This is a genomic window from Pseudomonas sp. D3-27 (genome assembly GCF_051132165.1).
GTDB lineage: Bacteria > Pseudomonadota > Gammaproteobacteria > Pseudomonadales > Pseudomonadaceae > Aquipseudomonas.
The window spans coordinates 1,662,660-1,677,419 of record NZ_CP071667.1 but is presented as its reverse complement, the minus strand read 5'-3'; the positions used below and the strand labels follow the sequence as shown (position 1 = coordinate 1,677,419).

Annotated in this window: 13 protein-coding genes; 7 read left to right on the top strand and 6 right to left on the bottom strand. The window is 61.5% G+C overall.

The annotated features are described in order from the left end of the window. Positions 1 to 58: 58 nt before the first annotated feature. On the top strand, positions 59 to 1,513 hold the full coding sequence (locus tag J3P92_RS07890; RefSeq protein WP_420767407.1) for a TrkH family potassium uptake protein: 1,455 nt from the start codon (positions 59 to 61) through the stop codon (positions 1,511 to 1,513). Here the strand turns inward: J3P92_RS07890 and J3P92_RS07885 are convergent. Next, a complete protein-coding gene (locus J3P92_RS07885) occupies positions 1,470 to 2,525 on the bottom strand; it encodes an AraC family transcriptional regulator (protein ID WP_434650299.1) in 1,056 nt (351 codons plus the stop codon). The genes J3P92_RS07890 and J3P92_RS07885 overlap by 44 nt on opposite strands. A 199-nt stretch (positions 2,526 to 2,724) precedes the next feature. Between J3P92_RS07885 and J3P92_RS07880 the strand changes: the two genes are divergently transcribed. Continuing rightward, positions 2,725 to 3,036, top strand: coding sequence for an Mpo1-like protein (locus J3P92_RS07880; RefSeq protein WP_420767409.1), 312 nt, complete (start codon positions 2,725 to 2,727; stop codon positions 3,034 to 3,036). Positions 3,037 to 3,047: 11 nt separating this feature from the next. Continuing rightward, positions 3,048 to 3,632, top strand: coding sequence for an HD domain-containing protein (locus J3P92_RS07875; protein WP_434650297.1), 585 nt, complete (start codon positions 3,048 to 3,050; stop codon positions 3,630 to 3,632). A 54-nt stretch (positions 3,633 to 3,686) separates the two neighbouring features. On the opposite strand, the gene J3P92_RS07870 is transcribed toward J3P92_RS07875, so the two are convergent. Beyond that, positions 3,687 to 4,505: a UDP-2,3-diacylglucosamine diphosphatase gene (locus tag J3P92_RS07870; protein ID WP_434650295.1), complete on the bottom strand. Its 819-nt coding sequence runs from the start codon at positions 4,503 to 4,505 to the stop codon at positions 3,687 to 3,689. A gap of 136 nt (positions 4,506 to 4,641) precedes the next feature. Between J3P92_RS07870 and J3P92_RS07865 the strand changes: the two genes are divergently transcribed. Together J3P92_RS07865 and J3P92_RS07860 are read left to right on the top strand one after the other, a co-directional pair. Beyond that, positions 4,642 to 5,391, top strand: a complete 750-nt coding sequence (locus J3P92_RS07865; RefSeq protein WP_434650293.1) for an AraC family transcriptional regulator — start codon at positions 4,642 to 4,644, stop codon at positions 5,389 to 5,391. Positions 5,392 to 5,483: 92 nt separating this feature from the next. Continuing rightward, entirely contained in the window at positions 5,484 to 6,374 is an 891-nt protein-coding gene (locus J3P92_RS07860) for a DMT family transporter (protein ID WP_420767413.1), read from the top strand. A gap of 6 nt (positions 6,375 to 6,380) precedes the next feature. On the opposite strand, the gene J3P92_RS07855 is transcribed toward J3P92_RS07860, so the two are convergent. After that, a complete protein-coding gene (locus J3P92_RS07855) occupies positions 6,381 to 6,668 on the bottom strand; it encodes a SelT/SelW/SelH family protein (RefSeq protein WP_420767414.1) in 288 nt (95 codons plus the stop codon). 68 nt (positions 6,669 to 6,736) lie between these two features. Between J3P92_RS07855 and J3P92_RS07850 the strand changes: the two genes are divergently transcribed. Continuing rightward, positions 6,737 to 8,938 carry a patatin-like phospholipase family protein gene (locus J3P92_RS07850; protein ID WP_434610226.1) on the top strand — a complete coding sequence of 734 codons (2,202 nt, stop codon included), beginning with the start codon at positions 6,737 to 6,739 and terminating at the stop codon, positions 8,936 to 8,938. 136 nt (positions 8,939 to 9,074) lie between these two features. Here the strand turns inward: J3P92_RS07850 and J3P92_RS07845 are convergent, their stop codons facing one another. From J3P92_RS07845 to recQ, 3 genes are all read right to left on the bottom strand, one after another. Next, positions 9,075 to 11,048, bottom strand: coding sequence for a FimV/HubP family polar landmark protein (locus J3P92_RS07845; protein ID WP_434650291.1), 1,974 nt, complete (start codon positions 11,046 to 11,048; stop codon positions 9,075 to 9,077). Between the two features lie 111 nt (positions 11,049 to 11,159). Continuing rightward, complete coding sequence (locus J3P92_RS07840) at positions 11,160 to 11,594, bottom strand: MarR family transcriptional regulator (RefSeq protein ID WP_434650290.1); 435 nt, start codon at positions 11,592 to 11,594, stop codon at positions 11,160 to 11,162. Between the two features lie 117 nt (positions 11,595 to 11,711). Beyond that, positions 11,712 to 13,838, bottom strand: coding sequence for a DNA helicase RecQ (gene recQ / locus J3P92_RS07835; protein ID WP_434650288.1), 2,127 nt, complete (start codon positions 13,836 to 13,838; stop codon positions 11,712 to 11,714). A gap of 327 nt (positions 13,839 to 14,165) precedes the next feature. Between recQ and J3P92_RS07830 the strand changes: the two genes are divergently transcribed. Then, entirely contained in the window at positions 14,166 to 14,753 is a 588-nt protein-coding gene (locus J3P92_RS07830) for a UPF0149 family protein (RefSeq protein ID WP_434650286.1), read from the top strand. Positions 14,754 to 14,760: the final 7 nt, after the last annotated feature.

Genomic DNA, 14,760 nt, shown 5'->3' with positions numbered 1-14,760 from the left:
CACGCCGCTTGTCGCAGGTAGAATGGCGCCCTTTCCTCTTTCAGACCGAGCGGACTTCATGGCGTTGCCGACCCTGCGGATCATTGGTTTCATCATCGGCATCTTCCTGATCACCCTGGCGATCTTCATGGTCGTGCCGATGGCCACGTTGCTGGTCTACGAGCGCACCGGCGACCTGCCATCGTTCCTCTGGTCAAGCATGATTACTTTTGTCGCCGGCCTGGCACTGATTCTTCCCGGACGCCCCGAGCACGTCCATCTTCGGCCCCGGGACATGTACCTTTTGACCGTCAGCAGTTGGCTGGTGGTGTGTGTGTTTGCCGCGCTCCCCTTCCTGTTGACCCAGCACATCAGCTACACCGATTCGTTCTTCGAAAGCATGTCAGGCATTACCGCCACCGGCGCGACGGTGTTGAGCGGCCTGGACACGATGTCGCCCGGAATCCTGATGTGGCGATCGCTGTTGCACTGGCTTGGCGGCATCGGCTTTATCGGCATGGCCGTGGCGATCCTGCCGCTGTTGCGCATCGGCGGCATGCGGCTGTTCCAGACCGAGTCGTCCGACCGCTCGGAAAAGGTCATGCCCCGCTCGCACATGGTGGCGCGGCTGATCGTGGCGTCCTATGTGGGCATTACGGTTCTCGGCACGCTGGCGCTCTGGTGGGCCGGGATGAGCCTGTTCGATGCGATCAACCATTCGATGTCGGCGATTTCCACCGGTGGTTTTTCCACCTCGGACCTGTCCCTGGCCAAATGGACCCAGCCAGCGGTGCATTGGGTCACTATTGTGATCATGATCCTCGGCAGCCTGCCGTTCGCCTTGTATGTCTCGACGCTGCGAGGCAATCGCCGGGCGCTGATCAAGGACCAGCAAGTCCAGGGGCTTATCGGCGTGCTGCTGGTCACCTGGCTGGTGCTTGGCACCTGGTATTGGGCGACCACCGACCTGCATTGGCTCGACGCGCTGCGGCATGTGGCGCTGAACGTGACGTCCATCGTCACCACCACCGGTTTCGCCCTGGGCGACTACAGCCTCTGGGGCAATTTCTCACTGATGCTGTTCTTCTACCTGGGTTTCGTCGGCGGCTGCTCGGGCTCGACCGCCGGCGGAATCAAGATTTTCCGCTTCCAGGTCGCCTACATCCTGCTTCGGGCCAACCTTAACCAACTGATCCACCCGCGTGCGGTGATCAAGCAGAAATACAACGGCCATCGCCTCGATGAAGAAATCGTGCGCTCGATCCTGACCTTCTCGTTCTTCTTCGCCATCACCATCTGCGTGATCGCCCTGCTGTTGTCGCTGTTGGGCGTGGAATGGATGACAGCGTTGACCGGCGCGGCCAGTACCGTGTCCGGCGTCGGCCCTGGGCTCGGCGAGACAATCGGCCCGGCCGGCAACTTCGCGCCGCTGCCGGACGCGGCCAAGTGGATCCTCTCGGGCGGCATGTTGCTGGGCCGGCTGGAGATCATCACGGTGTTCGTGTTGTGTATTCCTGCGTTCTGGCGTCACTGACCGGCTTGGCCACGCCCCGCGCCCGATAGTCGCCGGGCGTGGTACCGAACCAACGGCGGAAGGCCCGGAAAAAATTGCTCGGATCGGCAAACCCGAGCAAGTAGGCGACTTCCAGCAAGGTCATGCTGGGTTGCGCCAGGTATTGCTCGGCCAGTTCGCGTCGGGTGTCGTCCAGCAAACTCTGGAAACTGGTGCCCTCTTCCTGCAAGCGCCGCTGCAAGGTGCGCTGGGACAAGTGCAGCGTCTGCGCCACCACGTCACGCTTGGGCTCGCCCTGGGGCAGCAACCGGCACAGCACTTGCCGCGCCTGGTGAGTCACGCGGCTGCCTGAAAACCGCGCCAGGTATTCCCCCGCGAACCGGTCGTGCAACAGCGCCATGGCCTCGTTGGCCGTGGGCAGTGGTGTTTCCATGTCGTCCTGCTGGAAAATCAGCGCATCGTAGGGTGCGTCAAAAACCAGCGGCGCGCCGAAGGCCTGTCGATAAGGTGCAACGTCAACGGGTTCGTTGCCTTGGAACAGCACTTTCACCGGATGCAAAGTGCGCCCGGTCAGCCAACTGCACAAGGCCAGCGCGCAAGCCAGGGACGCTTCGGCACTTTGCCGGGTGGGCGGAAGGTGGTCGCCGTGTACCGTCAGGATCAGACCATACCCTTCATCCAAATGGCGGAAGCTCAAGTCGGCGCTTTCGGCAATGATTCGTTGATAACGCACCAACCGGCGGAACCCTTCGGCCAGCGTCCGACTGGACATCAACGCGTAACCGACCACATGGAACGATGCCGGGCGCACCACCTTGCCCATGTTCAAGCCGATGGCCGGATTGCCCGACTGCTCCACCGCAAGCTGCCAGAGCCGTGTCATCGAATCCTGGGGAAAGCGCGCATCCGGATCGTCCAGCGCCTCGAAATCCAGCCCCAGTTGCTTGAACAGCGCCCGACAGTCCAGGCCGTCCATTTCCAACGCCTTGACAATCCCCATCGCCCAGCTTGAAGAAGTGGTTCGTTCGCTCATGACGTTTACTTGCATGACGAGCCGCAGGGTACGGCTGGATTTGCGGAGGATATCAGTGTCCTGTCATACGAACAGTATTTGTAAGACAGGACACTAGAGTGGCGCTGATTGTCACTGGCCGTTGCGAACGGCCGCTCTAGACTTGGTCATGAGCCATGAAACACCGGTCGCCAGAACAATAACCAAAGAGCCCGCAGTCTTGGAAAACACTAAACGATTCAACACCTTCGCCGAGTTTTATCCGTACTACCTCAGCGAACACCGCAACAGCACCTGCCGACGCTTGCACTTCATCGGTACCTCCCTGGTCCTGCTGGTTTTCGCCACGGCGCTGGTGGTCGGTGCCTGGTGGCTGTGGGTCGCCCTGCCGGTGGCGGGCTACGGTTTCGCCTGGGTCGGGCATTTTTTCTTCGAGAAAAACCGTCCTGCCACTTTCCAACATCCCCTTTACAGCCTGCTCGGTGACTTTGTCATGTACCGCGACATGCTGCTGGGCAAAGTCGCGTTCTAGGAGGGCTGTCGATGAATTCTCACGCACGCTTCACCCACATGCAGGACGGGACCCAGGAAGACTGGGCGATCATCGCGGCCGACTTCAGCGCCTATGCGCGGCAGCTGCCGAGTCGGGTTCTCGCTCATTTGAAATTGCTCGACGGCGATTTTGGCGGGTTCCCGGTGGATCGCATGACCCATTCCCTGCAAACCGCCACGCGCGCCTACCGCGACGGGCGGGACGAGGAGTACGTGGTCTGCGCCCTGCTTCATGACATCGGCGATACGTTGGGCACCTACAATCATCCGGACATCGCCGCGGCGATCCTCAAGCCGTTCGTCAGCGCCGAAAACCTGTGGATGGTGGAAAAACACGGGATTTTCCAGGGCTACTACTTTTTCCATCACTTGGGCATGGACCGGCATTTGCGCGAGCAATTTTGCGAACATCCTCAGTACCAGGCGACCATCGACTTCTGTGCGAAATACGACGCCGCGGCGTTCGATCCCGAATACGACACGCTGCCGTTGAGCTTCTTCGAGCCGATGCTGGAAAGGGTGTTCGCCGCGCCGAAGCAATCCATCTACAAGGCGGCGATGGCCGAACAGCTCTGAATTCTTGCAGACGCAGCCACAGGTTCTAAGTGGGTGGATAGACAGGCCGGCGCTCTAAGCAGGCTCAGCCACTTTCAACTCAGCCGTGAGCAGCGCCTCCCGCGCCTGGGCGTCCGCCAACCGATACAGCTCGATCGTCCCATCCCAATGTTCGATCAGCGCCGTGCAGGATTCGACCCAGTCGCCGCAGTTAAGGTATTCCACCTCGCCCACCTTGCGAATCTCGGCATGGTGGATGTGCCCGCAGACCACCCCGTGCAATTCACGCTTCACGCATTCATGGGCGATGGCTTCTTCGAAATCGCTGATAAAACTGACGGCGGTCTTGACCTTGTGCTTGAGGTACGCCGACAGCGACCAATAGCCGTAGCCGTAACGGGCCCGCCAATGGTTGAGCCAACGGTTCAGCGTCAGGGTGAATTCGTAGGCCCAATCCCCAAGGAACGCCAACCAACGGTGGTAACGGGTGATGACATCGAACTGATCGCCATGGATCACCAGCAGGTGCCGGCCGTCGGCGGTGACGTGCACCGCTTCGTCCACCAACTGGATATTGCCCAGTATCAGCTTCGAATAACGCCGCAGGAATTCGTCATGGTTGCCGGTGACATAGATCACCTCGGTGCCGCGCTTGCTCATGGTCAGCAGGCGGCGAATGACATTGGTATGGGCCTGGGGCCAATACATGCCGCTGCGCAGTTTCCAGCCGTCGATGATATCGCCCACCAGATAGACCTTGTCGGCGTGGTAACCCTTGAGGAAGTGCGACAGGTGTTCGGCCTGGCAATCCCGAGTGCCCAGGTGCACATCGGAAATCCACAGGGTGCGTACACGTTGCTTGCGGCTGGGCCTGGCGAGCTCGGCGCTGGTCATGGGGGCAACCCTCTGATCGTTTTCACCACAGTGCACCCGAGCGGTTAATGCTCCGTGACAGCAATAAGTCGATTACATGACAGCGCGGGGCGCCGCGCCCTCGGTGTAGACTGGCCGCCTGACAAGGGAGACTGCGATGAGACCGATCCTCACGCTACGCCACTACAGCCACGATCTGATTGTCCACAGCCACGACCACGCGCAACTGGTGTTCGGGTTGTTTGGCGCGCTGGACTTCGAAGTCGAAGGGCGTGGCAGCCAGGTGGTGCAGCAGAGTTTCGTGGTGGTACCGGCCGGTGCTCATCATGCGTGCGGCAGCCCACGGGGCAGCCGTTGCCTGGTGCTGGACGTGCCGGATGATGAATGGATCGGGCAATGCCTGGGCGACCATGCCGATGCCAGCCGCCGATTACTCGACAACAACACCCGCCTGCCCCTGGATGCGGGGCAAAGCCAACTGGTCAGTTGGTTGGCGGGCAGCCCGGTGGACGACCCGGTGATTGCACAGCAAGGCGCGGTACTGTTGCTGGCCAGCCTCAACGGCGGGCGTTTGGAAACCACCGGTGGCCGGCGCCTGCCCTACGCGGCGCTCAACGCTCACATCGACCAATATGCCGCTTATCCGCTACAGGTAGCGGACCTGGCGCAAGTCGCAGGGCTTTCCAGTGCTCGCCTGCATGCCCGTTTCGTCGCCGAATGCGGCCAGACACCGATGGAATACATCCGCAGCCGCCGCTTGCACAAGGCACTTGAGCTGCTGCGTGACTCGCAGTTGGCGATCGGCGAGATCGCCCATCGCGTTGGCTACAGCTCGCAAAGCGCTTTTGCCGCAGCCGTGCAGCGCGAATTCGGCGTCCCGCCGGGCAAGCTCCGGCAACCGCGCTAGTCTCGCGCTAAAAATCGCTAGGATCGCGACAGACGAAAGCGCTTGGCAGCGGGCTTAATAGCCGAACGTCCCACCGTTGAACAAGGATTGCAATGACACCCCGTACCGCCCTCGGCGCCCTGCACATCGGCGCACTCATGTTCGGCCTCACCGGCGTGTTCGGTAAGCTCGCCGCAGCCTCGCCGGCCGTCATCGTGTTTGGTCGCGCGGTGTTCGCCGTGCTGGCGCTGGCGGCGTTTGCCCGGTTCGCCAGCCCTACCCGCTGGGAAAAGCTGCGGGGCCGGGACCTGCGCAGGTTGCTGCTCGGCGGGCTGTTGCTCACCGGGCACTGGGTGAGTTTTTTCATTTCGGTGAAAGTCGCCGGCGTTGCGATCGCCACCCTGGGATTCGCCAGTTTTCCGGCTTTTACGGTGCTGCTTGAAGGGCTGATTTTCCGCGAGCGCATCCGCGCCAACGAAATCCTCTTGGTGGTGCTGGTGAGCGTCGGCCTGGTGTTGGTCACGCCAACCTTCGACCTGGCGAGCGGCGCTACCACCGGGCTGCTCTGGGCGGTGGCCTCGGGGCTGTTGTTCTCGTTGTTATCACTGACCAATCGCGCCGGTTCAGGACACGTGCCCCCGGTGCAGGCCGCGCTGTGCCAGAACGTCGTGGTCGGACTCTGCCTGTTGCCAATGGCCGCGCCGCAATTGGCCGACGTTCGTCCGCTCGACTGGTTGTGGATCGGCCTGCTCGGGGTGTTCTGCACCGGCCTGGCCCATAGCCTGTTCGTCGCCAGCCTCGCGGTGATCAAGGCCCGCACCGCCGCGGTGGTGTTCGCCATGGAGCCGGTCTACGGCATCACCATCGCCTGGCTGCTGTTCGACGAAGACCCGACCCTGCGCATGTTGCTCGGTGGCGCGCTGATCATCGTTGCGATCGTGGTGTCGAGCCAGCTGGACGGCACAAAGAAATCCAGCGCCGGCGCCCAGGCCCCGTCTCACTGAGCCCGGTCACTGGATTCTGTCGTTGTGCCCCAGGTCGCGCTCCGGGTCGATCTGGTCGCGGACCCGCTGCTTGAGCACCTTGGCCTCGGGAAAACCTCCATCCGCCTTGCGCTCCCAGATCTGGGTACCATCGCAGCCAATGTGGAAAACCCCACCGGTGCCTGGCACCAGGGACACCTTGCCGAGGTCGTCGCCGAACGTGCTTAGCAGTTCCTGGGCCAACCAGGCGGCACGCAGCAGCCATTGGCACTGTGTGCAATAAGTGATGACGATTTCCGGTTTCTGCGCGGTCATGGGATCAACTCCTGGTTGCAAAGGCGTCGTTATACTACTCGCCTTTGATTGCCTACCCGGAATTGACGATGCGCCGCCTGCTGCCTTGCCTGCTACTTTTGCTATTGCCCCTGCTCGGCCAGGCCAACGAGCCCGCCGTCGAAACATCGCGCCCGAAGATCGGCCTGGTACTGTCCGGCGGCGCGGCCCGTGGCCTGGCCCACATCGGCGTGCTCAAGGCCCTGGAGGAACAAGGCATCAAGATCGACGCCATCGCCGGCACCAGCATGGGCGCGGTGATCGGCGGCCTCTATGCCTCGGGCTACAAGATCGACGAGCTGGAAAAACTCGCCCTGGGCATTGATTGGCAACAAGCCCTGTCCGATGCCCCGCCGCGCAAGGACGTACCCTTCAGGCGCAAGCAGGATGACCGGGATTTCCTGGTCAAGCAGAAACTGAGTTTTCGCGACGACGGCAGCCTCGGCCTGCCGCTGGGAGTGATCCAGGGACAGAACCTGGCCCTGCTGCTCGAAAGCCTCCTGGCCCACGCCAGTGATACCCGGGACTTCGACAAACTGCCAATCCCCTTCCGCGCCGTGGCGACCGACATTGCCACCGGTGAAAAAGTCGTGTTTCGCAAGGGCCACCTGCCCAAGGTCATCCGCGCCAGCATGTCGATCCCGGCCGTGTTTGCGCCGGTGGAGCTGGACGGCCGCCTTCTGGTGGACGGTGGCATGACCGACAACATCCCTTTGGATGTCGCTCGGGAAATGGGGGTGGACGTGGCCATCGTCGTTGATATCGGCACCCCACTGCGCACCCGCAAGCAACTGGTCACGGTGGTGGACGTGTTGAATCAGTCAACGACGCTGATGACCCGGCGCAACTCCGAAGAGCAATTGGCCACGTTGGGGAAAGATGACGTGTTGATCCAACCGGCCCTGGCAAGCTTCGGTTCCACCGACTTCGGACGAGCGCAGGAAATAGTCGATGCCGGTTACCGCGCCACACGGATACTCCAAACCCGCCTGGCGCACTTGCGTCCCGCCGAGCCGGCCGACGCCGAACTGCTGGCGGCGCGCACCCCGAGCGAGCGCACCCCGGTCATCACCGCGATCCGGGTGGAAAACGATTCGAAAGTCGGTGACGACGTGATCCGCTATTACATTCGCCAGAAGATCGGCGAGCCGCTGGACCTGGGGCGCCTGCAAACCGACATGGGCACGCTGTACGGCCTGGATTATTTCGAGCAGGTGCAATACCGCGTCGTACACAAGGGCGCGGACAACACGCTGGTGATCAATGCCCGGGGCAGACGCACCGGCACCGATTACCTGCGCGTGGGCCTGAGCCTGTCGGACGACATGCGCGGCGACAGCGCCTTCAACCTTGGCGCCAGCTATCGGGTCAACGGCATCAATCGACTGGGTGCGGAATGGCTGACCCGGGCGCAGATCGGCGACAAACAGGAGCTGTACAGCGAGTTCTACCAACCGCTGGATGTCGGCTCGCGCTACTTCGTCGCGCCCTATGGACGGTTCGAATCGCGCAACGTCGATTCGATCCTCGACAACGATCCGGTGGCCCAGTACAGGGTCGAGCGCTATGGCTTTGGTCTGAACCTGGGTCGCCAGATCGGCAACAGCGGGGAGATCCGCTTCGGTGTCGGCCAGGCCTGGGGCAAGGCCGACGTGCGCATCGGCGACCACGACCAGCCCAGCGAGAATTTCAATGAGGGCTTTTACGAGCTCAAGTATTCCTTCGACTCCCTGGACAACGTGTACTTCCCCCACGAAGGCGAAGACATCGGTTTGTCCTGGCGTCAGTACGAACCGGGCCTGGGCTCGGACCAGCGCTACCGCCAATGGGAATTCAAACTGGACAAGGCCCTGAGCAGCGGCCCGGATACGTTCATCCTGGGCGGTCGCTACGGCCGCACCCTCGATACCGCCGAAGTAGTGACCTCCAGTTTTGTCCTCGGCGGCGCTCGGCAATTATCAGGCTTTCGCGAGGACGGGATATCCGGCCAGAACATGAGCCTGATGCGCGCCGTGTATTACCGCAGGCTCACGCCTCGGGCCTACCTGCCGTTGGATTTCCCGCTGTATATCGGCGGCTCGCTGGAGCGTGGTCGGGCCTGGAACAACGACAACGAGTTCGACAGCGGCTACATCAATGCCGCCAGTGTCTTCTTAGGCTTCGACACGCCGCTGGGCCCCTTGAACTTCAGCTATGGCGTAAATGACGACGATGAGCAGGCGGTGTATTTGAACCTGGGGCAGACGTTCTAAAGTACACAGCCCCTACCTTGTGGGAGCGAGCCTGCTCCCGAATGCGGTAGACCGGCTAGCACAGGTTGTGAATACACAACTGTCATCCCGAGCAGGCTCGCCCCCACACAGGATTCCCGTCGGTCTTGCAATCGTCTCAGCGAATCCCGGCGAGCAAAACCCGGGCGGTTTCCCTGAGCGGTTCATCGCCCTCTTGCAGCAGCTCTTCCAGCAACGTGATGGCGCTCTTCAGATCGCCCTCGTCGATGCAATTCTGGGCTTCTTCGAGTTTCTCCGAGTGCTCCGATGTGTGCGGTTCGAAGGAGACAGGTTCGAGGGAGAGGGATTCGAATTCGGGTTCAACGGGCGCTGGCTCCAACTCCAGCGCTTGCTCCTCATCGGCAAACCCATCGAGGAAATCATCGTCCAACGACTCCGTTTCCAACGGCGCGCCCCATTGCAGGTCCGTCTCATCGAAGCCCGATAGGGTCAGCGTATCGGCGGCAGCGGCCGGCGGTTTTGGGGGCTCTGGGGATGCCCGTTGGTCATCGGCCAGGTCCCAGCTGTTCTCCAGGGAAAGTCCATCCAGGTTCAACTCGAACTCATCGCTGGGCGCGGCCACAGGTTTCGGCGCGGGCACTGGTGCCTGGGGTTCTGTCGGCGTTTGCGTCGCAGCATTAACGAGGGTCACCCTGGGGTAACGCTTGCGGACGTCTTCCAGTGCCTGGCGATCGACGCCCTGGGCCGATAAATGGCTCTCCTGGGCCTGGAAGCCGATCACATCGCCCTGCTTGCCCAATACATCCAGCAACTTGAGGCCCAGGTCGGTACGGTCCGGCTCGGCCAGCAGTGCCGCGCGCAGCAGCCCCGCGGCTTCAGTGAAACGGCCATACGTCAGGTAGATCCCAACGCCCTCGAGCACGTCTCCCAAAGGCGCATCGCCATTGTTGAACGACGAGGCGACCTCGGGATGCTCTTTGTCGGCACTCTCGGCATAGGTTTCGGTGTCGTCATCCAGGGCCAGGTCCGGACGCTCGGCCAATGGCACAGGCCTTGTCACTTCCCGTTGTTGACGGTGACGAAGGAACAGCAAAAGCGCAAGCAACCCAACCAGCCCCACCAATCCCCCTACCCACAACCAGTCGACGCCTTCGGTTTGCGTCGCTGGTGCTGTCTCGTCCATCGGCAAGGCTTCGGCGGGTTCGGTTGATTCGGCAGGTTCCGGAGCAAGTTCCGAGGTGATCTCAGGTGACGATGCCTGGGTCAGTTGCGCCTGGAGATCGCTGATCTGCTGGCGTTGAGCGGCGATTTCCTGGTCCTGAGCCTGGATCCTGGCTTGCAGTTGTTCGATAGTCTGCTGTTGCTGCTGGCCTTGCAGCACACTGGCTGCCAATTGCTCGGCATTGTTGTCGGGCGCGGCGGGAGCCGGGCTGACAGGACTTTGGGCTGGAGCAGGCAAGATGGCCGAATCGGGAAGCAACAAGCGTTGGCCGATGGAAAGTCGCTCGCTGCCGGGGTTCAAGGCCTGAATCCCCTGCATCAGTTCATTGACCGATGCATTGCTGCCCGCATCGTGCAGGCGCTTGGCGATGATCCAAGGGTTGTCGCCCTGCACCACGGTGTAGCGTTTGCCCTGTGTGGCCGGAGGCGGCTTGATGGCTGCCTTTGTCTCGGCCGGGGCGGAAGGCTCATCAACAGACGGAGCTATGCCGGGCGCGCCCGGTGGATCGATCAACACGGTGTATTCGCGCAACAAACGCCCGTTGGGCTGATTGAGCTGCACCAGAAAGTTGAGAAACGGCTCCTCAACCGGTTTGCTGGACGTCACCCGAATGAAACTGCGCCCGCCACGCAGCACGGGGGTAAAGCGCAAATTATTGAGGAAGAATACCCGCTCCACGCCCGCACGACTGAAATCCTCCGCCCCCGCCAGGCTGGCGGACAGGTCGCCCTCGCTGAGGCCCGCCGCGTCAACCAAGGCGATATCGGCGCGCAACGGCTGGTTCAGGGCGGAATGGAGCGTGATCTCACCCAGCCCCAGCGCCGACGCCAGGGCTGGAAATCCCAGGACACCCACGACGACCGACACGTTGATCCAACTGCGCAACGTGGACTGCAAACTTTCAAGCATGGGTATCCCTTTGATCAACGACCTATGCGAAACGCTTCCAATACGATCGCTTAGTACTGGTTATAGTTCGCTAACCGTCGAATCTCAAAAGTCGGATGCCAGGGATATGCCTCAGGATTTTTCAAGGTTGGCCAGGATCGTGCCGTGAACCCGCATGCAAACCCGCACGTCCGCTTCATCGACGCCCTCGAACAACTCCCGGCGCAACTGCGTGGCAATGGTTTCGATTTGTTCGATCAGCGGTAACGCCGGGGCGCACAGCACGATTTTCTTGGCCCGACGGTCTTCGGCCACGGCTTGGCGTTGCACCAGCCCCTGGGTTTCCAGGCTATCGAGCAAGCGGGCCAGGGTCGGGCCTTCGACGGCGACGCTCTGGGCCAACTCGCGTTGGGTCGGCGCCTGCTCGAAACGGGCCAGGTGCAGCAGCACCAGCCAGCGCGCCTGGGACAGGCCCAGCCCGGCGAGACGACGATCCAGTTCGGCGCGCCAGCCTCGGGACATTTGCGCCAACTGCATGCCAAAACGGTGTTGATCGGTCAAAGGCATAAAAAACTCATCAAATCTGAAATAGAGAAAAACTAATTATTAGTCAGCTAAGCATGAGCTTGAGGTTCAGGCAAGGCTCGCACTGTAGTGAATCGTTAAAGGAATGTAACTGGCTGATCAGACTTCAAATTCCGATTGCAATGCAGCCCTGACGCAATACAAAACTCCTTCTGGGACACGTCCTACAAACAATGCGGCAACTTCCGATACGGGAGGCAACTCGCCCTCCCCATCGAGGAACGCATCCTGAACCTCGCCCATCAATTCTTCAGGCAGATCCAGCGCCTGCTCCAGGGACAGTTGTTGCTCGCCAATGGCCTCGGCCAGCATCGTGTAGACGTTCTTTTCCGAGCATTGCAACTGTCCGGCAATCTGCAGCGGGGTCATGCCGGCTCGAGCCAAGGTGATGAGTTCGTGGCGTACATCGGCCACCGCTGGCGGTGTCTCGGCTTCGCCGCCCAACACCTGGAGGAAGGCCTCGCCATAACGCTCCAGCTTGCGCGCGCCGACACCACTGACCCGGGCCATTTCCGCCAGGGAAGTCGGTTGGCTGCGGAGCATTTCCAGCAAAGTGGAATCGGGAAAGATGACATACGGCGGTACACCGTGTTCCTCGGCCAGCTTGCGACGCAGGGCGCGCAAGGCTTCCCACTGATCGCGCTCTTCGCCGCGCACCAGTTGGCTGGCCTGGCTCTTGCTGCTCTTGACCGCTGTCGCGGGCTTGAGGTCGCGGCGCAGCTCCAGGGTGACCTCACCCTTGAGCAAGGGGCGGCAACTCGGGCTCAGGCGTAAGCCGCCGTAGCCTTCCAGGTCGATGTCCACCAGCCCGCGGGCCACCAGTTGCCGGAACAATGACCGCCATTCGCTTTCGCTGCGGGCCTTGCCCACGCCAAACACTGACAAGTGCTGATGACCGAAGCCACGGACCTTCTCGTTGTCCTTGCCCAGCAGCACATCGACCAGATGCCCCACGCCATAACGCTGGCCCGTGCGATAGATCGTCGAGAGTGCCTGGCGGGCAGGCTCGGTGGCGTCCCAGGTCTCCACTCCATCGACGCAGTTGTCACAGTGCCCGCAAGGCTGGGGCATGTCTTCGTCGAAATAGGCGAGCAGGGTCTGGCGTCGGCAGCGGGTTTCTTCGCACAGTGAAAGCATCGCGTCGAGCTTGTGCTGCTCCAACCGCTTGTGACGTTCATCGCCCTCCGAGTTCTGCAGCATCTGCTTGAGCATCACCACGTCTTGCAGGCCGTAGGCCATCCAGGCATCCGCCGGCAAGCCGTCACGACCGGCACGCCCGGTTTCCTGGTAATAGGCCTCGAGGGACTTGGGCAAGTCAAGATGAGCGACGAAACGCACGTTGGGCTTGTCGATGCCCATGCCGAACGCCACGGTGGCGACCATGATCAAGCCTTCTTCGTTGAGAAAGCGCTTCTGGTGATAGGCCCGCAAGTCATTGGGTAGCCCCGCATGATAGGGCAATGCCGGGAAACCTTGTTCGCTGAGGAACGCCGCCACCTCCTCGACTTTCTTGCGCGACAGGCAATAGACAATGCCCGCGTCGCTGCGCCGCTCCGCGAGGAACGCCAGCAACTGCTTGCGCGGCTGCTCCTTGGGCACGATGCGATAGAAAATATTCGGGCGGTCGAAACTGGAGAGGAATCGCTCGGCGTCTTGTAGATGCAGCCGCTCAATGATTTCTTCACGGGTACGCTTGTCGGCGGTGGCCGTCAACGCGATCCGCGGTACATCGGGAAACAGCTCCGCCAGTTGCCCCAACTGCAGGTATTCGCGACGGAAATCATGACCCCATTGGGACACGCAGTGGGCTTCGTCGATGGCGAACAGGGCTATTTCCAAGCCCTGTAGAAAAGCCAGCATGCGTGGCTGCACGAGGCGCTCCGGCGCCAGGTACAGCATTTTCACCTCGCCACGCTTGATGCGCGCCGCCAGGTCCCGCTGCTGCTCGGCGCTCAAGGTGGAATTGAGCGATGCGGCGGCGACACCCAGCTCTTCAAGCGTGGCGACCTGGTCATCCATCAAAGCGATCAGCGGCGAAACCACCACCGCCAGACCATTGCGCAGCAGCGCGGGCACCTGGAAACACAAGGACTTGCCACCGCCGGTGGGCATGAGCACCAGGGCATCGCCACCGCTGGCCACGCGCTCAATAATGGCACCCTGGCGGCCACGGAAACTGTCGTAGCCGAAGATGTCCTTGAGAACGCGTTGAGCCTGTTCGAGCATAGAAACTCCAAAATCACCAAAACATCCCTGCAAGGCTGGTTCAGAATCCAAAAGACTGCACCGACAAATCGTAAGTGGGCGTTTCGAACCGGCGGGACGCCGCAGGGCATCACAAAACGCGGCAGTATACCCGAGGGCTTCGTTGCGAAGGGGGTTGCTGACAAGAGGCGCTAGCGGCGAGTGTTGGACCAGGCCCAGACCTGCCACAGATCGCCCTGACATTGAGTCATGCCCGGCCAACGAAGAGGCAAATCCACCACGCGGCTGGCCTGAGCGCTCAAGAAGGCCTAGAATTCCCGCATTGTTTATTCCCCAAGGTAGCCCGTAATGTCCTTCGCTGAGCAACTGACCCGCCTGCAAGTCTTCCTCGACGCCGATGAGCTGCACGAAGAGGCGCTGGATTACGTGGCCGCTCATGGCTATCTGACTGCCCTGTCGATCTGCGCGGAATCGGTGCCCGATCGTGAGTGGATCGACGCCCTGTTCGCCGAAGAACCGCACTACGCCGACGAAGCCCAGCGCGTTGAAATCGAAGCCACGCTGGTGGGCCTCAAGGCCCACATCGCGCGTCAACTGGCTTCCGATGAGGAATTCGAGTTGCCGTGCGAGCTGGACCTGGGCGACGACCCGGACGATTCGGAACTGCGCGGCTGGTGCATCGGTTTCATGGAAGGCGTGTTCCTGCGCGAAGCCGCCTGGTTCGAAACCGCCGAGGAAGAAGTCAGCGAAATGCTGCTGCCGATCATGGTCGGTTCCGGCCTGTTCGACGAGCAACCGGAGTTCGAAGACATTGCCAAGGACGCGAACCTGATGGACGACATGATCGTGCAGATTCCGGAAGCGCTGACGGCCCTGTATCTGCTATGCAACGCACCGGACGAGAAGCCGGCGATTCTCAAGCCTCGCCACCACTGAGTCACCG